The 19,411-nt window shown below is 53.6% G+C and carries 16 protein-coding genes; 14 read left to right on the top strand and 2 right to left on the bottom strand.

All coding sequences use genetic code 11. The features are described 5' to 3' along the window. Positions 1-213: 213 nt before the first annotated feature. From MKX76_RS12730 to MKX76_RS12685, 10 genes are all read left to right on the top strand, one after another. Positions 214-1,299: a Gfo/Idh/MocA family protein gene (locus MKX76_RS12730; protein WP_007133080.1), complete on the top strand. Its 1,086-nt coding sequence runs from the start codon at positions 214-216 to the stop codon at positions 1,297-1,299. 54 nt (positions 1,300-1,353) lie between these two features. After that, complete coding sequence (locus MKX76_RS12725) at positions 1,354-2,322, top strand: sugar phosphate isomerase/epimerase family protein (RefSeq protein WP_007133079.1); 969 nt, start codon at positions 1,354-1,356, stop codon at positions 2,320-2,322. Positions 2,323-2,367: 45 nt separating this feature from the next. Further along, positions 2,368-3,090 (top strand): ThuA domain-containing protein, encoded by a 723-nt coding sequence (locus MKX76_RS12720; RefSeq protein ID WP_007133078.1) that lies wholly within the window; start codon positions 2,368-2,370, stop codon positions 3,088-3,090. Positions 3,091-3,287: 197 nt separating this feature from the next. Continuing rightward, complete coding sequence (locus tag MKX76_RS12715) at positions 3,288-3,950, top strand: uracil-DNA glycosylase (protein WP_007133077.1); 663 nt, start codon at positions 3,288-3,290, stop codon at positions 3,948-3,950. 153 nt (positions 3,951-4,103) lie between these two features. After that, positions 4,104-4,424, top strand: a complete 321-nt coding sequence (locus tag MKX76_RS12710; RefSeq protein ID WP_007133076.1) for a winged helix-turn-helix transcriptional regulator — start codon at positions 4,104-4,106, stop codon at positions 4,422-4,424. A 308-nt stretch (positions 4,425-4,732) separates the two neighbouring features. Beyond that, positions 4,733-5,395 (top strand): hypothetical protein, encoded by a 663-nt coding sequence (locus MKX76_RS12705; protein WP_007133075.1) that lies wholly within the window; start codon positions 4,733-4,735, stop codon positions 5,393-5,395. A gap of 177 nt (positions 5,396-5,572) precedes the next feature. Next, complete coding sequence (nirB, locus tag MKX76_RS12700; protein WP_341033884.1) at positions 5,573-8,011, top strand: nitrite reductase large subunit NirB; 2,439 nt, start codon at positions 5,573-5,575, stop codon at positions 8,009-8,011. Between the two features lie 39 nt (positions 8,012-8,050). Next, on the top strand, positions 8,051-8,215 hold the full coding sequence (locus tag MKX76_RS12695; protein ID WP_341033882.1) for a hypothetical protein: 165 nt from the start codon (positions 8,051-8,053) through the stop codon (positions 8,213-8,215). 173 nt (positions 8,216-8,388) lie between these two features. Next, positions 8,389-8,715, top strand: coding sequence for a nitrite reductase small subunit NirD (gene nirD / locus MKX76_RS12690; RefSeq protein ID WP_341033881.1), 327 nt, complete (start codon positions 8,389-8,391; stop codon positions 8,713-8,715). Between the two features lie 45 nt (positions 8,716-8,760). Beyond that, a complete protein-coding gene (locus tag MKX76_RS12685) occupies positions 8,761-9,561 on the top strand; it encodes a formate/nitrite transporter family protein (RefSeq protein ID WP_341033880.1) in 801 nt (266 codons plus the stop codon). A 297-nt stretch (positions 9,562-9,858) separates the two neighbouring features. On the opposite strand, the gene MKX76_RS12680 is transcribed toward MKX76_RS12685, so the two are convergent. Continuing rightward, complete coding sequence (locus MKX76_RS12680) at positions 9,859-10,017, bottom strand: hypothetical protein (RefSeq protein ID WP_007133071.1); 159 nt, start codon at positions 10,015-10,017, stop codon at positions 9,859-9,861. A 585-nt stretch (positions 10,018-10,602) separates the two neighbouring features. Next, complete coding sequence (locus MKX76_RS12675) at positions 10,603-11,328, bottom strand: Crp/Fnr family transcriptional regulator (protein ID WP_007129684.1); 726 nt, start codon at positions 11,326-11,328, stop codon at positions 10,603-10,605. A 383-nt stretch (positions 11,329-11,711) separates the two neighbouring features. Between MKX76_RS12675 and adhE the strand changes: the two genes are divergently transcribed. The 4 genes from adhE to MKX76_RS12655 all read left to right on the top strand — a co-directional run bounded on the left by adhE (position 11,712) and on the right by MKX76_RS12655 (position 19,375). Then, complete coding sequence (gene adhE / locus MKX76_RS12670; protein WP_341033879.1) at positions 11,712-14,345, top strand: bifunctional acetaldehyde-CoA/alcohol dehydrogenase; 2,634 nt, start codon at positions 11,712-11,714, stop codon at positions 14,343-14,345. A 387-nt stretch (positions 14,346-14,732) separates the two neighbouring features. Next, positions 14,733-16,979, top strand: coding sequence for a formate C-acetyltransferase (gene pflB, locus MKX76_RS12665; RefSeq protein WP_285852556.1), 2,247 nt, complete (start codon positions 14,733-14,735; stop codon positions 16,977-16,979). 106 nt (positions 16,980-17,085) lie between these two features. After that, a complete protein-coding gene (gene pflA / locus MKX76_RS12660; RefSeq protein WP_007129687.1) occupies positions 17,086-17,805 on the top strand; it encodes a pyruvate formate-lyase-activating protein in 720 nt (239 codons plus the stop codon). A gap of 217 nt (positions 17,806-18,022) precedes the next feature. Further along, on the top strand, positions 18,023-19,375 hold the full coding sequence (locus MKX76_RS12655) for an ABC transporter substrate-binding protein (RefSeq protein WP_341033877.1): 1,353 nt from the start codon (positions 18,023-18,025) through the stop codon (positions 19,373-19,375). The last annotated feature ends 36 nt before the right edge of the window (positions 19,376-19,411 follow it).

Below are 19,411 nucleotides of genomic sequence, written 5' to 3'. Positions count from 1 at the left end.
CATCCAGGAGGGCCGATGGTCCCTTTGTGTCCAATGAGTCCATCGTGAACTGGAATCCCGGCCCATCATCCTGTACACTTGGTCATGAAGCAAGCATATAAGCTTATGAAGGCGCATGCGCGAAAGAGCTTCACCCGCGCAATCACCGAATGTAAGCGTTACACCATCGCTATCATTATTTTCTAAGATGAATTCACAGGGGAGGAAACGGATATGTCGAAAACATTACGAATCGGTATTATCGGCTGCGGCGGGATTGCCAACGGCAAGCATATGCCAAGCTTGAAAAAGCAGGCGCAGGCCGAGATGGTTGCCTTCTGCGACATTCTGGTCGAGCGTGCCGAGAAAGCGGCTGCCGAGTACGGCGCTGAAGGAGCCAAAGTCTATTCCGACTACCGGGAGCTTCTGAAAGACGAAAGCATCGACGTTATTCATGTGTGCACGCCGAATGATTCCCACTCCGAGATCACGGTAGCGTCCCTGGAAGCCGGCAAGCACGTGATGTGCGAGAAGCCGATGGCGAAGACCGTTGCCGAGGCGAAGCTGATGCTGGAGGCCGCGGAGCGTACGGGCAAGAAGCTGACGATCGGTTATAACAACCGTTTCCGCAACGACAGCATGTATCTTAAGGGAATCTGCGAGAATGGCGAGCTTGGCGATATCTATTACGGCAAAGCGCTTGCCCTTCGCCGCCGCGCTGTTCCGACCTGGGGCGTATTCCTTGATGAAGAGAAGCAAGGCGGAGGGCCGCTGATCGATATCGGCACCCATGCGCTTGACTTGACGCTGTGGCTGATGGACAACTACAAGCCGAAGAGCGTGCTCGGTTCGACCTTCCACAAGCTGGGACAGCGCGAGAATGCAGCCAACGCCTTCGGTCCTTGGGATCCGAAGCAATTCACGGTCGAGGACTCCGCATTCGGCTTCATCACCATGGAGAATGGCGCAACCATCCAATTGGAATCCAGCTGGGCGCTCAACGTGGTGGAATTCGGGGAAGCCAAGACGATTCTTGCCGGCACGGAAGGCGGCGCCGATATGCAGGACGGCCTTCGCATTAACGGCGAGAAAATGAGCAGACTGTACGAAACGAAAATCGACCTGAACGCCGGCGGAGTGGCATTCTATTCCGGCACCAGCGAAAGCGATGCCGATCGTGAAGCGAGAATGTGGCTTGAAGCGATCATCGAAGACAAGGATCCTGTCGTTAAGCCGGAGCAAGCCTTCGTGGTCACGCAAATCTTGGAAGCTATCTATGAGTCGGCGAAGACCGGCAAAGCGGTTTACTTCGACAACTAAGTTCTAAATGATCACCACATACTTAATACTTTTTGAAAAACCAGGAGGTATACAATGAAACTAGGCGTATTTATGGTATTGCTGAGCGGACGTAAATTTGAGGATGCACTGGATTACGTGGCTTCCAAAGGCTTGAAGGCGGTTGAGATCGGCACGGGCGGATACCCGGGCAATGCTCACTGCAATCCGGCCGAGCTTCTCGAGAACGAAACTGCGCTGAAAAACTTCAAAAACGCCGTGGAATCCCGAGGCTTGATCATAAGCGCGCTCAGCTGCCACGGCAACCCGCTTCACCCACAGAAAGCGGTAGCAAAGGAGTTCCATGACGTATTCGTTAAAACCGTTGAGCTTGCAGAGAAGCTGGAAGTACCGGTCGTTAACACCTTCTCGGGATGTCCGGGGGACCACGAGGATGCCAAATATCCGAACTGGCCGGTAGCCCCGTGGCCTAATGATTATCAAGAAATTCTGACTTGGCAGTGGGAGAACAAAGTCATTCCATACTGGACCGAGTGGGGCAAATACGCTTCTGACCGCAACGTAAAAATCGGACTCGAGCTTCATGGCGGATTCTCCGTGCATACGCCGGGAACGCTGCTCCGCCTTCGCGAGGCGGCAGGTGAAGTGATCGGGGCGAATCTTGATCCGAGCCATATGTGGTGGCAGGGCATCGATCCTGTTCAAGCGATCCACATTCTGGGACGCGCCGGAGCCATCCATCACTTCCATGCGAAGGATACCAGCATTGATCCGATCAACGTGAACAAACACGGATTGACCGACATGCAGTCCTACGCGAATATGCTGGACCGCGCTTGGCAGTTCCGCAGCGTCGGCTTCGGGCATGATGTGAAGGAATGGGCCGATATGATGAGCGCCCTTCGCCTTGTCGGATATGACTACGTGGTGAGCATTGAGCATGAAGACGGACTGATGTCCGTTGAGGAAGGCTTCTCCAAAGCCGTGCAAAACCTTCAGCAAGTGCTGATCGAAGAGCCGCTTGGAGAAATGTGGTGGGTCTAACATCGTACAGCAGCAAGCGAATACGCAATTAGGGGGAACAGCAGCATGCTTAATGTAACCATTTGGAATGAGTTCGTACACGAGAAAATCCACGATGAGGTCCGCACCGTATACCCAAGCGGGATCCATACGGCTTTGGCGGAGGGTCTGCAAAATCCGGATTTTATCATCCGCACGGCAACGCTGGATCAGCCGCAGCACGGATTGACGGATGATGTACTGGACTCAACCGATGTGCTGTTATGGTGGGGGCATATGGCTCATGACCAGGTCAGCGACGAAATCGTCAGCAAGGTCGTCAAGCGGGTATTGGACGGTATGGGGCTGATCGTCCTGCATTCGGGACATTTTTCGAAGCCGTTCAAAGCCCTGATGGGAACAAGCTGCGATTTGAAGTGGCGCGAGGCGGGAGAGCAGGAAATCATTTGGAGCGTGAATCCGACGCATCCGATCGCTGCGGGCCTTACAGGTCCGATCATCATTGAGCATGAGGAGATGTACGGGGAATTCTTCGATATTCCGGCACCGGATGAGCTGGTCTTTGTCAGCAACTTCGAAGGCGGCGAGGTATTCCGCAGCGGGTGCACGTTCAAGCGCGGCCACGGGAACATTTTCTACTTCCGTCCAGGGCATGAGACGTATCCGACCTACTACAACCCTGAAGTGCTGAAAGTCATTACGAACGCGATCCGTTGGGCTTACTCCACAGCAGGCAAGCAGACATTCGGCAACAGTCAGCCGGTTCGTCCGCTGCCGGTGCTGGCATAAATCCCGATCATCGCAAAACGAGCCGAGCAAGGCATCTGCCTTGAACGGCTCGTTTTCTACTTTATAGCCGAAGTGATGCCATTCATTTTTTTATGGGTAAAGGATACAATATACTGAAGCATGGGGTATTTTAAATACTAGGTAGAATATCGAAATTTCACGCATCGCGGATGAGAGTGCAAGGGAGGGGATGACGGATGAAGGATACCCGAAGCGCGCCTGTAAGTCCGGAGACGATCGCCTTATGCAGATCCAGGCTTGCGCATGAGCCTGTCGAAGGATTTTTGCTGGGGAGTGGGGCCGTGCCGGCCAAAGTCATGTTCGTCGGAGAAGCGCCCGGGGCTACCGAGATTCAGGAAGGCATGCCTTTTACCGGCCAAGCCGGCCGGGAGATGGACGCCTATTTGGAGCGGCTGGGTCTCTCCCGCAGCGAGGTCTATATTACAAGCACGGTAAGGAGCCGACCGTTCAAAGAACGCATCATCACCCGGGCTTCCGGCGAAAGGGTGGTCAGCCGTTCGAACCGAACGCCCACGAAAGCCGAAATCTTGGCCCATGCGCCGATTCTGGACGAGGAAATCCGTTTGGTTCGCCCGCAATTCCTGATCCCGATGGGGAATATTGCGCTGCACCGGTTGATCGGGAGCCATGAAACCGTCACTTCGCTGCACGGGAAAATGATCGAGGGGCCCGTTCAGCAGGCGGCAGAACGTGACAATCCCGCTGCCGGCTATCGATTTTCGCTGGAAACCTATAACATTTTTCCATTGTTCCATCCGGCTGCCGTCCTGTATAACCGAAAATTGTCCCGGACCATCGAATCCGACCTGGATATTTTGGCACGGATATTAACGGAATAAGTGCTGAATTTATGGGAAAAAGGGGCCAGGTGGTTTTCAGCTTCCCGAAAATGTGTTAAAATGAAACATACTAACTAATCGTAAGTTTTTCGATCTCACGATAAACGAATAACTTTTTGAACACAAGGTGACTTCGTAAAGAGGTGAAAGGATATGGAAGTTACAAACATTTCGCTGTGTCCCCGCTTTGAATCCGCGTTTTCTTTTCTGGGTAAACGGTGGAACGGATTGATTATCCAGACGTTGATGAGCGGTCCGAAGCGTTTTAAAGACATCTCCAATCTGATTCCGTCCATGAGTGACAAGATGCTGTCGGAGCGGATGAAGGATCTGGAATGCGAAGGAATTTTGATTCGACATGTGTACCCCGAAACGCCGGTTCGTATTGAATACGAGCTTACGGAGAAAGGCAAAGCGCTTCGCCCGGTCATGGAGCAGATTGCTTCCTGGGCTGAACAATGGGTCGAGAAATGATCCATTGGCGGCGTTCCCATCACTAGCGGAACCCTGACATGAGAACAACTCATATCAGGGTTCTTTTTTATTGAATATCAGATCTATAAACGTTCCGGAGGATTTGCCGGCTGATATCACAAGAGAAACGACCGCGAAACGAGGTCTGTCTCCTTTGAGCGTGTGTCGGTAGACGTTTTTCTTATGCAGCTAGATGGGGGATTGGAAAGAAAAAAACGGGAAAACCTAACCGGACATGCACCTGCCCCGCCGTTCGTTTATATGATGTCAGTAGATCCGCTTGACGCCAGTTGAAGGAGGCGATCTTAATGATGGAACGCGGCTATATTTCCTATTTTCAATATGGACAAGAAGACATCGCCGAGCTTGCAAACGCTTCGCTCAAGGTTAGGCATATTGTGGAGAAGACTCGCCATATGCTGGGCCAGCATGCCGTTGAGGAGCGGTTGACGGTTTTAAAAGGAACAAGCCCAGATCAACCCGGACGGAGCGGAGAGGGCGGAGGCATGTTTCAGAAATGGGTGAAGGGTCCGCGCGGCTGGAAATTTATCGATTATGAGAAGTACGGCGTGCAGATCGGAGACAGACTGGAAGGCAGCGGGGCGAGGCGATTGCTGCAGATGCTCATCTGGTCGCATTATGAAAATATCCTCATGCTGCATCCGTTTATAGGCGGGGAGCCCTTTTATGACGGAGAGGAGCTTGAAGTGATCGGCAAGTATTTCGTGCCTACGTACAGCAGTGCAATTCCCTTCTTGCAGAGCGGGAAAGCATTTAAGGCGATCCGGGCGGGGATTCCGCTGTATCAGGAGCTGATTCCCGCACCGGTGGTCATCGCCGGGGCCCAGGGGGAAGAGCTTGCAGGCAATTGGGTGACCGGAGTGAACCTGAACGCTGCCGGATATGCGGGGATTATGCCCTATTTGAAAACGAACGGAAGACGGGAGTTCATGGAAGCCCGCATGATATAGGCATTCGAAAGGATGAAACCTTGCCTTCCTGTTGAGGCGGGGTTATTTTTGCTGAGTATTAAAAATTTTAACTAAGAGTGTGAAATATATCACAAATAATTCGGGCATAAGACGATATAATCAATTTGAAAGGATTGGATGGGGATAACGCAACAATACAGTGTGGGAGGAATAACCATGCCAGCAGCAAAAAAACAAAAGCTAGTGGTCATCGGCAACGGGATCGCAGGAATCAGCACGGTCGAGCAAATTTTAAAGCTTAGCGGGGCATTCGATATTACCGTGATCGGCCAGGAGCCGCACCCGAATTACAACCGGATTATGCTCTCTTATGTGCTTGAAGGCAGCAAAACGCTGGATGACATCGTCTTGAATGATTGGAAATGGTATGAAGATAACGGAATTACGCTGCATACGGGAACAAGCGCGCAGCGGATTGATGAAGCCGCCAAGGTTGTCATGACGGACAACGGGATGGCTGTTCCCTATGATCATGTCATAATCGCAACGGGATCCAAGCCCTTCATATTGCCGGTACCCGGCAGCGACAAAGAAGGCGTTATCGGCTTTAGAAATATCGCCGACTGCACCCGGATGCTTCAGGCAGCGAAAACGTACCGGAAAGCTGCGGTCATCGGAGGGGGATTACTGGGATTGGAGGCTGCCAAAGGCCTCGTGAGTCTCGGCATGGACGTGACCGTTGTGCATCTGATGAACGATCTTATGGAGAGCCAGCTCGATTCCGTGGCGGCGCAGATGCTGCAGCATGAGCTTGAGCAGCAGGGCATCCGCTTTTTATTAGGAAAACAGACGGTTGAGGTATTGGGGAAAACGCGGGTAACCGGTCTTCGTTTCAAGGACGGCGATGAGCTGGACGCGGATTTGGTCGTCATGGCTGTCGGCATCCGTGCCAATACGGAGGTAGCGCAGGCGAGCGGGATCGAGGTCCGGCGGGGCATCGTCGTGGACGACCATCTGCGAACCTCGATGCAGGATGTGTACGCCGTCGGCGAATGCTGCGAGCACCGCGGCGTATGCTACGGGCTTGTTGCGCCGTTATTCGAGCAAGGACAAGTGCTGGCCAAGCGGTTATGCGGCGTGGACACCCCTCCGTATGAAGGGTCGATTGTGTCGACCAAATTAAAGGTTAGCGGAGTAGACGTATTCTCGGCCGGGGAATTTATCGAGCAGCCGGAGCATGACGTTGTTCTCGCCAAGGATGATTGGAAGAAAACCTATAAGAAAATCCTGCTCAGGGACGGAATGATCGTAGGTGCCATTTTGTTCGGGGATGTGAGCGAATCGGCCAATCTGCAGTCTTTGATACGAAAAAAGGCGCAGATGACCGACGACATCTATCACTCGATCATGGGCGGCGGCTGTGCCGGAAAAGGGGCGGACGCAGCGACGCGCATCGCGCAAATGCCTGACGACGAAATCGTGTGCGGCTGCAACGGCGTGACAAAGAAAGCAATCGTGGACGCCATCACGGTTCAGGGAATGACCACCGTGGATGAGATCAAGGCATGCACCGGGGCGACGCGGTCTTGCGGCGGTTGTAAGCCTGTGGTAGAGAAGATTCTCCAGAGCGTATTGGGAGACGGCTTTACGACGGCAGCCAAGCAGGGAATCTGCCCGTGCACGACGCTCGACCGGGATACCATCGTTGCGGAGATCCGGGCCAAAGGCTTGACCACCACGAAAGAGGTCATGCATGTTCTGGATTGGAGCAATCCGGAAGGGTGCTCGAAATGCCGTCCGGCGCTAAACTACTATCTGACCATGCTGAACCCGCTGACGCACCGGGAGGAGCGCGAGTCGAGGTTCGTGAATGAGCGGATGAACGCCAACATCCAGAAGGACGGCACGTATACGGTTGTCCCTCGTATGTACGGCGGCGTGACAACTCCGGAGGCGCTGAAGAAAATTGCGGACGTATCCTTAAAGTATAATGTCAAGGTCGTCAAGGTGACGGGAGGACAGCGTCTGGACTTGGTCGGCGTCAAGAAAGAGGACTTGCCGAAGGTGTGGGAGGAGCTGGATATGCCTTCCGGTTATGCCTATGCCAAATCGCTCCGGACCGTCAAGACCTGCGTCGGCTCGCAATTTTGCCGATTCGGCACGCAGGACTCGATGGGAATGGGCGCTTACCTCGAACGGAAGTTCGAGCGGCTGGACTTTCCGGCCAAATTCAAAATGGCGGTGAACGGATGTCCCCGCAACTGTGCCGAAGCTTGCACGAAGGACATCGGCATTGTAGGCAATGACGGCGGCTGGGAAATCTTTGTCGGCGGCAACGGGGGAACGAAGGCGCGGCTCGCTGATTCGTTCTGCAAGGTGAAGACCGATGAAGAGCTGATCGAAATATGCGCAGCCCTCATGCAGTATTACCGAGAGACGGGAAATTATCTGGAGCGGACTTCGGAATGGGTCGAACGGCTTGGTCTTGAGGCGATTCGCGAGGCGGTCCTTCATAACACGGAACAGCGCAAGGAGCTCGTGGAGCGAATCGAGCTGGCGTTGTCGCAGCTGTCGGATCCTTGGAAAAAAGTGCTGGAAGATGACAAGCTTCGGGATGTATTGTACCGCGACGTGCAGCCGGTCGTCGCGACATAGCCGCGGCGATTCGGGCGAGTCCGGCATGGGGCGAGTAACTTGAGTACACTAGCGCTTATCGCCCCAGACATTCCCGTTGAACCCTTGGTTCGGTATCCGGGTGAGCAGGGCCATGCAAGCAGGTCTATACCGCTGCCTGCACTCGGCCAAACGCCGGATCAGCGTCATGGCCTCGTGCTCGATCAGACCTGGGGGATGGGTTAATCGCAGTTGAAGCACCGGATTGACGTAAGAAACGCGTCGCATGTTCCGGCGCAGCAGAATGTTATAAGTTTTTTATAGAGATGTTTCACAGTTGCATGGGTCTTCGGAATATTGGTCCGGCTATTCGTGCTCATGCATACATGGCAAACGTTGTACATGGAGGTTGATCCTATATGGAAAGTAGTCAATACGTAGTTATCGGGCAGGCTGAGGATTTTCTGCCCCAGATCGGCAGGGTCGTAAGGGTCGGCGAGCAGGAGATCGCCGTCTTCCGGACCTCCGATCATCGATGGTTCGCGCTGGACAACAACAATCCGCACCCGAAAGGGGGCCCGCTGGCGGAGGCAATACTGTCCGGGCATTATATTTACGACCCGCTGTACGATTGGAAAATCGAGCTGGTGACAGGTAACGTTCAGGCGCCCGATTCAGGGAACGTGCGAACCTATCCTGTCCGGGAACGGGAAGGAAGGGTCGAGCTTTGCCTCACGAAGCGGTAATTCTCCATCGCATCATCAAACCGACAGAATAAGAGGTGTTGTCCCATGTTCGCAAGCGACGTGGAAGCCGTCGTCCAGACAGCGGTCAAGAAGAAAGAAATGATGAATGAAAGTCTGCTGCGCTATATCGTCTCAACCATGCTCGCCGGCGCCTATGTCGGCATCGGCATTGTGCTGATATTTAAGCTGGGGGCTCCGCTCGCCGCGGATGGCTCGCCGTTTCAATCTCTCGTTATGGGGGCTGCGTTCGGCATCGCGCTGACGCTGGTCGTATTCGCCGGATCGGAGCTTTTTACCGGCAATCATATGGTATTCACCATGAGCACGTTATCCGGAAAAACAACCACCCTGGATACGCTTAAAAACTGGGGGATCGTGTTCATCGGTAATATAGCAGGGGCAGTGCTGCTTAGTTATCTGGTTGCGGCCACCGGTCTTTTCAAGGGCATTCCGGCCGATCACCTCATCTTTACGGCAGCAGCTAAGAAAATGAACGACCCGTTCATGGAGCTGTTTTTCCGGGGAATCCTGTGCAACTGGCTGGTTTGCTTGGCCATCTGGACGGGCATGAGAGCGAAAAACGAGGTCGCCAGACTGATCTTGATCTGGTGGTGCTTGTTTGCCTTTATTGCTACGGGCTACGAGCACAGCGTTGCAAACATGACGCTGCTTACACTTGCCAATATTCTGCCGGGACATCCGGAGACGGTGTCTGTCGCCGGCTGGATCAGCAACATGATTCCGGTAACGCTCGGCAATATTGTTGGGGGCGGGCTGTTTGTCGGCAGCGCGTATTGGTTTATTTCAACTCCGAAAGGAAGCAAGAAGCAGCAAGCTTCAGGCTAAACGAAAATACCGGGTTTTTAAAAAGCAGCCTCAAGTATTTCAAACAGTCACTTGTAGTATAACAAAAGTAGAAGTAATCAAAGTGCACCAAGGGTTTAAAGCAGGCCGAATCTGATATCTTTTCTATTGCGTCTCATATAAACATCCGGTAACGAAAAAAAGCGGACTCTACGCCAAAGGGCGGGGTCCGCTTTTGTATGCAGTGCAAAGTGCGCAGCCCTGCCCGTCTCTTGCCTTGAAGTCCCTCGCGGCAGAAGATGTCAGGCAGGATTGCTGCGCGTAATGTCCTCCAAATCCTTACCGGTGTTCCACCAGGTCAATCGCACCCAGCACGACATGGGCCAGTCCGAAGCCAAGAATACCGGTTGCGGCAAGTTTATACTTGCTGCAAAGCAGAGCGGCGCCTGAAGCAGAAACTACAGTTCCGAGAACAGCAGGAATCAAACCTTCACGCATGCGTTACACTCCCTTTGAAATGGTTTTGGAAAGACAGGGATTATTGTGGGCAAAGACAGGCAGATTATGCACGGCGGTGGGGATGGGAGGATCGAAGAGGGGGGAGCGCCAGTGAACAAGTCCCGAAAGGGGACTTGGGGGAGCGTAAAGCGCGCCACAGGCGCAAACAAGTCCCGAAAAGGGACTTGTGGAGGTGAAATGTGCGCCAGAGGAGCAAACAAGTCCCCAAAAGGGACTTGTAGTGGCGCAATGAGCGCCAGAGGAGCAAACAAGTCCCCAAAAGGGACTTGTGAAGGCGCAATGCGCGCCACAGAAGCAAACAAGTCCCGAAAAGGGACTTGTAGTGGCGCAATGCGCGCCAGAGAAGCAAACAAGTCCCCAAAAGGGACTTGTAGCGGTGGAATGCGCGCCAGAGGAGCAAACAAGTCCCCAAAAGGGACTTGTAGTGGCGCAATGCGCGCCAGAGGAGCAAACAAGTCCCCAAAAGGGACTTGTAGTGGCGCAATGCGCGCCAGAGGAGCAAACAAGTCCCTAAAAGGGACTTGTGAAGGCGCAGCGCATGCCACGCAGGGTGACCAAGTCACCCTAGATCCGGCAGATTTCCTTCGGACACAGCTCGCAGTGGCAGATTTCCTGCAGCATCGACAAGTCTTTAATGACGATCAGCCCGCCTGCATACTCGATCGCTTCTTTTTTGCGGAGATCGCTTAGCATGCGGTTGACACTCTCGCGCGTGGCTCCGATCATGTTCGATAGGTCCGTATGGGTAATTTTTTTGTTGATCAAGGTGCTTCCGTCAGCCTGCTCCTGCCCGTACGTATTGCCAAGACGGATCAGCGTCGAGCACAGCGCCCCTGGTTTGCCGTACATCATCAGATCCCGAAATTTGGTCTGGGTAATCCGGTGGTGGACGCCCATCCACTTCATGAAATCAATCGCGAAGTCGCAATGCTGGCAAACCAGCAGCTCCAGATCCTTGTTCTCGATGACGCCGACCACGCTGCTTTCCAGCACTTCAGCCGAGTAGCTGTGGTTGCTGCTGATGAATGGATCGGCATGCCCGATCAGATCACCCGGATGATACATATATAGAATAAGCTCTTTGCCTTCATCGGTCGTTTTCGTTAATTTGATCCGTCCCTGCTTTACATAGTAAAGCTTGTCGGCCAAGTCGCCTTCCCAGAACAAATGCGAGCCTTCAGGGAGTGCGCGTTCCTTCATGGTAACCAGCAGACGGTTTCGATTTTGTTCCGAGAAGCACTGGATATTCCCTAAGCTTTCTAGTTCTAAAACGTTGTCTACAGTATTCATGTCGGTATCTCCTAACATCTTTAAATTTGATCAGTTCAATCTTGAATGATTTGTTACCTCCATTATAACGTGAAAAAAATCACTTGAAAGGGTATTTGGGAGGAAAATAGTGGCGAATTTTCAAACTTTGTGATCTAGTTCACGTATAGGGAGGATCCTCTTAACCTTTTCTCGGCCTTGCGCCACTCCGGTCGCGACAGATATCGGATAGCCAATTCCGAAGAGGATGTCATGAATCATAAAAATATATAGCCGAACCAATAATATGTGAAATAATTCACATAATATTATGAGACGCTATGTTACGATCGAACCGTAGACAACAGAAACCAATAAACAACCGCGAAAGCAACCAAACAGAAAATCATGGGAGGATGAGAGAGATGGCTGTAAGCAAAGCACCTGGAGAAACCAAAGCATCCGCAGAAACCAAAGTCAAAGAACAAACGGCTGAACAATACGTACAGGGCTTAATCGACCGGGCGAACCGGGCTCAAGCGCAGTTTATGGAGCTGGACCAAGAACAGGTCGACCGAATCGTGCATGCGATGGCGATGGCCGGGCTCGAGAAGCATATGCAGCTGGCAAAAATGGCGGTCGAAGAAACCGGACGCGGCGTATACGAAGATAAGATCATCAAAAACCTGTTTGCAACAGAGTACATCCATAACAATATTAAATACGACAAAACGGTGGGCGTGATAGAGGATAACCCGTACGACCAGTTCCAAAAGATCGCCGAGCCGATCGGGATCATCATGGGGATCACCCCCGTAACGAACCCTACCTCAACCACCATCTTCAAAGCACTGATTTCGATCAAGACGCGCAACCCGATCATTTTCGGATTCCATCCGTCGGCACAGGCTTGCAGCCGGGAGGCTGCTGCCATTTTGCTGGAGGCCGCGCGTAAGCATGGAGCCCCGGCGGATTGCATTCAATGGATTGAGGAGCCGTCCATGGAGAAAACCCATGCTTTAATGCATCATCCGGACGTGGCGTGCATATTGGCAACCGGCGGTTCCGCCATGGTAAAAGCGGCTTACAGCTGCGGCAAGCCGGCACTCGGCGTCGGTCCGGGAAACGTGCCGTGCTTTATCGAGAAGTCGGCGGATCTCGACCAGGCCGTGAATGACCTGATTTTATCGAAGACGTTCGACAACGGGATGATTTGCGCGTCGGAGCAGGCTGTCATTATCGAGGAGCCCGTGTTTGAGCAAGTGAAGAAGAAAATGATGGCGGCCGGCTGCTATTTTATGAACAAGGAAGAAACCGTGAAGCTGTCGGTTAAGGCCATGATATCCGACAAATGCGCGGTCAATCCGGCGATCGTCGGTCAGCCGGCGGTTAAGATTGCCGAGCAATGCGGCCTTGATGTCCCGGCAGGCACCAAGATTCTGGTAGCCGAGCTGGACGGCGTCGGGCCGGGCTATCCCCTGTCCGTGGAGAAGCTGAGCCCTGTGCTGGCGTGCTACCGTGTCAAAAACGCGCAGGAAGGCATCAAACGTTCGGAGGAAATGGTCGCCTTCGGAGGGATGGGACATACGTCCGTCATTCATTCGCATAATGAGGATGTGATCCGGGCGTTCTCGAGCCGCATGAAAACCTGCCGCATTCTGGTGAACCAGCCGTCCTCGCAGGGCGGAATCGGGGATATCTACAATACGAATCTTCCATCCCTGACGCTGGGGTGCGGCTCGTACGGACGCAACGCAACCTCTTCCAACGTAACGGCCGTTAATCTGATCAACGTGAAAAGGGTGAACCGCAGAACCGTGAATATGCAGTGGTTTAAAGTCCCGGATAAAATATACTTCGAAAAAGGCTCCACCCAGTATCTTGCCAAAATGCCGGGCATATCGCGCATTGCCATTATCACCGACCCGATGATGGTGAAGCTCGGGTACGTGGAGCGGGTTGAGCATTACTTGCGGCAGCGAAGAGCGCCCGTAGCGATCGAGGTGTTCTCGGAGGTCGAACCGGATCCTTCAACGACTACGGTTGAACGGGGAACCGAAATGCTGAACAGGTTCCAGCCAGACTGCATCATTGCTCTCGGCGGCGGTTCGCCGATGGATGCGGCGAAAGCGATGTGGCTGTTCTATGAGCACCCGGATGCCGATTTCAAAGATCTGAAGCAGAAATTTATGGATATCCGCAAACGGGTGTATAAGTATCCGAAGCTTGGCCAGAAAGCGAAGTTCGTTGCCATTCCCACTACATCGGGCACAGGCTCGGAGGTCACGAGCTTCGCCGTAATCACGGATAAAGTTTCCGGGCACACCAAATACCCGCTAGCCGATTACGAGCTGACGCCGGATGTGGCGATCATTGATCCGGAATTTGTCTACACGCTGCCGAAGACCGCCGTCGCCGACACCGGCATGGACGTGCTGACGCATGCCATCGAAGCCTATGTCTCGATCATGGCGAACGATTATACGGATGGGCTTGCCATCAAGGCCATTCAGCTCGTATTCCAGTATCTGGAGCAATCGGCGCTTACCGGCGACAAGCTGGCCCGGGAAAAAATGCATAATGCCTCGACGCTGGCCGGCATGGCCTTCGCCAATGCGTTCCTGGGCATCAACCACAGCCTTGCGCATAAATGGGGCGGTCAGTATCATACCGCACATGGCCGGACGAATGCGATCCTTATGCCGCACGTCATCCGCTACAATGCGAAGAAGCCGACAAAATTCGCCGCTTGGCCGAAATATACCCATTTTGTGGCTGATCAGCGGTATGCCGAGATCGCTCGGATTCTCGGTCTGCCGGCTAGGACGACGGAGGAGGGCGTCAATAGTCTGATCCTTGCGATTCGGGAATTGAATGCCAAGCTCGGCATCGAAGAATCGTTCCAGCAGCTTGGCATTGATCCACAGGATTTCGAGAATCGCGTCGACGAGCTAGCCGACCGTGCGTTTGAGGACCAGTGTACGACGAGCAATCCGAAGCTGCCGCTCGTGTCGGAGCTTGCGGATGTATATCGCAACGCGTTCTATGGACGGTTTTAACCATACGAGACGAAGGGTAAGTAAACCCTAGAGGGATGGATGCAGCCTTCTGCCGGCCACGTCAGCCGATAGCAGAAGGCTGCATATTTGTTTCCAACCCCGGCCTGCAAATTCGGGTGATAAAAGTCACGAAAAGCTGCATCCTTGTGACTTATATCACAGATGTAAAGATCCACCAGGGTTACAATAAGGGTGTACAAAATAAGCGAGATGAATCTCGGATCTTTACAAATGCAGCTTGCGGGCAAAAGACGGAACCGGCGCGCCTCAATTAGTGAAATAAATCACATTTAAGGGCTTGAATCTGAAAGCCAGAGACTTCCCGCGGTGCGGAGGGTTCCCGGCGTATTGCCGCAGGCCGCAGCTTAAAACTAGGAGGGATTCGAAATGTCGGTGATGGAGCAGTATGCAGGCTGGAGAGGTTTTAAGTCAGGGAAATGGAATAGGAGAGTCGACGTCAACGATTTTATTGCCAGAAACATAACGCCTTATGAGGGGAACGAGGAGTTTCTTGCCGGGCCGACGGATAACACAAAGGCTCTCTGGGACATCGTATCCGATTTAACCCGCAGGGAACGTGAGGCCGGAGGGGTGCTGGACGTTGATGTGAATACGCCGTCGACGATCACCTCCCATCAGCCGGGATATTTGGACAAAGAGAAGGAGAAGATCGTCGGACTTCAGACCGATGAGCCGTTCAAGCGCTCGATTCAGCCGTTCGGCGGCATCCGGATGATGATTGACGCATGTAATGCGTACGGCTTTGAAATGCCGCAGGGCATCGTGGATATGTTTACCCATATCCGCAAAACCCATAACCAGGGTGTGTTCGATGCATACACTTCCGAAATGCGGGCAGCGCGCAAAGCCGGAATCATCACCGGCCTTCCGGATGCTTACGGACGCGGACGCATTATTGGGGACTACCGCCGAGTGGCCTTGTACGGAGTCGACGCGCTTGTGCAGGATAAGCTTAGGGAGCTGGCCGAGCTTGAAGTGGACGCGATGGATGAGCCGGTTATCCGTCTGCGCGAAGAGCTGTCGGAGCAGATCCGGGCGCTGAAAGAGCTGAAGGAAATGGCGGCCATGCACGGTTATGACATCTCCAAACCGGCCAATACGGCGAAGGAAGCGTTCCAGTGGCTGTATTTCGGCTATCTGGCGGCGATCAAGGAGCAGAACGGGGCCGCGATGTCGCTTGGCAGGGTATCTTCCTTCCTTGATATTTACATCGAGCGCGATCTCGCCGAGGGCAAGCTGACGGAAGAGACGGCTCAGGAGCTGGTGGACCATTTTGTCATGAAGCTGCGTATCGTAAAATTCCTGCGTACGCCGGACTACAATGAACTGTTCAGCGGAGATCCGACTTGGGTGACGGAATCGATCGGCGGCATGTCCGTAAACGGCGTTACCCGCGTGACGAAGAACAGCTTCCGCTTCCTGCATACCCTGTATAATCTGGGACCTGCTCCGGAACCGAACCTGACTGTCCTATGGTCCGAGATGCTGCCGGAAGCCTTCAAGAAATATTGCGCCAAGGTTTCGATCGAAACCAGCTCGATCCAATACGAGAACGATGATCTGATGCGCCCGATTTACGGGGATGACTACGGGATCGCCTGCTGCGTTTCGGCGATGCGAATCGGCAAGCAAATGCAATTCTTCGGCGCAAGGGCGAACTTGGCCAAAGCGCTGCTATATGCCATTAACGGCGGCAAGGACGAGAAGAGCGGCGCCCAGGTCGGCCCGGAATATCCGGCGATCACGGCCGAGGTTCTCAGCTACGACGAGGTCATGAAGCGGTTCAAGCCGATGATGGAATGGCTGGCGAAGCTTTATATGAATACGCTGAACGTCATCCACTATATGCATGACAAATACAGCTATGAACGGATCGAGATGGCGCTGCATGACCGGGATATTTTACGGACGATGGCATGCGGGATCGCCGGCCTGTCCGTAGCGGCGGATTCGCTGAGCGCCATCAAGCACGCGAAGGTTAAGCCGATTCGAAATGAGCAGGGGATTGCCGTGGATTTCGAGATCGAGGGGGACTTCCCTTGCTACGGCAACAACGATGACCAGGTGGACAGCATCGCGGTGGAGCTGGTGGAATCGTTTATGAGCATGATCCGCAAGCACAAGGCATACCGGGATGCCATGCCGACGCAGTCGGTGCTGACCATTACGTCGAACGTCGTTTACGGGAAGAAAACGGGAACGACGCCGGACGGTCGCAAAGCGGGCGAACCGTTCGCGCCAGGGGCGAATCCGATGCACGGCCGCGACAAGAAGGGAGCGCTCGCCTCGCTGACGTCGGTTGCAAAGCTCCCGTACGAGGACAGCCTCGACGGTATCTCGAATACGTTCTCGATCGTGCCGAAGGCGCTGGGCAAGGACGCCGATACCCGCATCCGCAATCTCGTAGCGATGCTGGACGGATACTTTGGCGATGACGCCCACCACTTGAACGTCAACGTATTCGACAGAGAGCAGCTGATCGACGCGATGGAGCATCCGGAGAACTACCCGCAGCTGACGGTGCGCGTATCCGGATATGCGGTCAACTTCGTCAAGCTTACCCGCGAGCAGCAGCTGGATGTCATCAACCGGACCTTCCACGGTTCGATGTGATGATAGGCGATAAAGGCATAATACGAAACTTGGCCGGTAGAGCCGGAACACGAGCAGCGGGAGAATGTCCCGAATGACAAAGCGGATACAGAAAGGATGATGCCCCATGCTGAAAGGCCATGTACACTCCATAGAAACGTTCGGAACGGTGGACGGTCCGGGTATCCGCTTCGTGCTCTTCATGCAGGGCTGCCTGTTAAAATGCCAATACTGCCATAACCCGGACACGTGGGGGTTGCACGAAGGTCAGGAGATGACGGTGGAGGAGGTATGCCGGGAGATCGAGCCGTATTTAAGCTATTACCGCGGTTCAGGCGGAGGGCTGACGGTTTCCGGCGGGGAGCCGACGCTGCAATACCCGTTCGTGGCCGAATTGTTCAAGGAAGTGAAGAAACGCTGGAACTTGCATACGGCCTTGGACAGTAACGGGTACAACGAACCGGATAAAATTGCGGAACTGTTGGACTATACAGACCTTGTGCTGCTGGACCTTAAGCATATTCGCGACGACAAGCATATCGCGCTTACAGGAAAATCCAATGAGCGCACGCTGAAGATGGCCAGATGGTTGTCGGACCACGGAAAAAAGATGTGGATCAGGCATGTATTCGTTCCGGGCATCCACGACGAAGAGGAAGATCTTGCCGATCTGGGGCAGTTTATACGCACGCTTAAGGGCGTGGATAAATTCGAAATCCTGCCGTATCACCAAATGGGCGTGTACAAGTGGAAGGAGCTTGGGATGGCCTATCCGCTGGAAGGCGTGCCTTCGCCGACAGAGGAGGAAGTGGCGCGCGCATACCGGTTGATTGGAGAAGTTATCTGAGGTACTGCTTAGTCCGGTATCCCTTTATAGCAGAATTAATGCCACATAATGTGTCAAGATAAATGACAGTGACCTTTCCTGAATATGGAAGGGTCACTGTTTTTTGTGGAAGATTTTATCCCTAAGATAGAATAATGTCGACCTATCGGAGAATGGAATCGCTTTCTATAATGAAGATGTAACAAAAACAAACAAACCTTTTGGAGGGTCAAAGACAATGAAGAAAAAGGGTCTGGCATTACTCATGTCGCTTCTATTCGTCTCGTCTGCGCTGTTGTCCGCTTGCGGAGACAAGGGAGCCGAGAAGCCGTCAGGCGGTACGGGCGGTGCAGCGGGCAACGAACCGTTTGAGATTACGATCCGCCACACGCAAGTGGGCGAATCCAAGAAATTCCGTCTTGCGCTGCTGAACGACGTCGTCAGCAAAACCGAGGCGGCGGTGCCTGGCCTGAAGATCAAGCTGGATGCCGTCGATTCGGAGGTGAACCGCAAAGAGAAGCTTAGAGGCGAGATGGCCGCCGGCAAGCCGCCGGAAGTGTTCGATGTGTTCGGAAGCCCGGACGCAGGCGTATATGCAAAGGAAGGGCTGATGCTCGATCTGACGCCAATCCTTGACGAGCTTGGCATTAAAGACAAATTTACGACGCTGGATCCTTTCACCCACGATGGCAAAATCTACGGATTGCCAATCGGTGGCTCCATCGAAGGTATTTTCTATAACAAAGAATATTTCGAGCAGAAAGGCCTCTCCGTTCCGAAATCGCTGGCCGAGCTGGAGCAAATCGCGGAAGCGATCAAGGCGGACGGCAAAATCCCGTTTGCGCAATCCTCGAAGGACGCGTGGATTCCGCTGATGACTACCAACAACCTGTGGAGCTACTACGCAGGACCGGAAGTGACGTACGGCTTCAAGACCGGCGAAACGAAGTGGACCGATCCGAAAGTGGTCGAAGGCGTGAAGAAGCATCAGGAATGGGTGGAGAAAGGTTATTTCAAGAAGGGCGAGCTCGGATTCGAGTATGCGGACATGAGAAACCAGATTCTCTCCGGCGAAGCTATCATGATGATGGACGGCTCATGGGCCAACTCGGTATTCCGTGATCCGGAGCAGGCTGGCGATATGGTCGGCAAGATCGGTTATTTCAACCTGCCGCCTGTAAATGCGGGCGACCCTGTCGTCGTCATGCAGGATGCGAATAACGGTTACGGCTTCTCGGCCGAAGTGGCCAATGATCCGCGTAAGCTGCAGGCCGTCAAGGAATTTATCAAGAACATGTGGACCGATGAAATGCAGCTGCGCGGTCTGAAGGAAGACGGTGTGCTTCCGGCAATGAAGATGGATCTGGAAACGATGAACTCGACGTCCGACGATCCGCTTATGCAGGATATTTTCAAAGGGGTCAGCGAGATCGGCAAATCCTTCCCTGCCTTTGACGCGCTCGTGCAGGCTGACGTGAACACCGCGCTGAGCATGGGCATCCAGCAGGTAATCGGCGGCGAGCTTGACGCTCAGAAGATGCTGGAGAACGTTCAAGCGGCGCAAGAAGCAGCCAACGCTGCGGAGGAATAATCAAGTGCAGGCGAGTCAAGGCACTACCCGCTGTCA

Source organism: Paenibacillus sp. FSL R5-0810 (assembly GCF_038002285.1).
GTDB classification, from domain to species: domain Bacteria; phylum Bacillota; class Bacilli; order Paenibacillales; family Paenibacillaceae; genus Paenibacillus_AQ; species Paenibacillus_AQ lactis.
The sequence above is the reverse complement of the archived record's forward strand: the minus strand, read 5'-3'. Positions and strand labels throughout refer to the sequence as shown.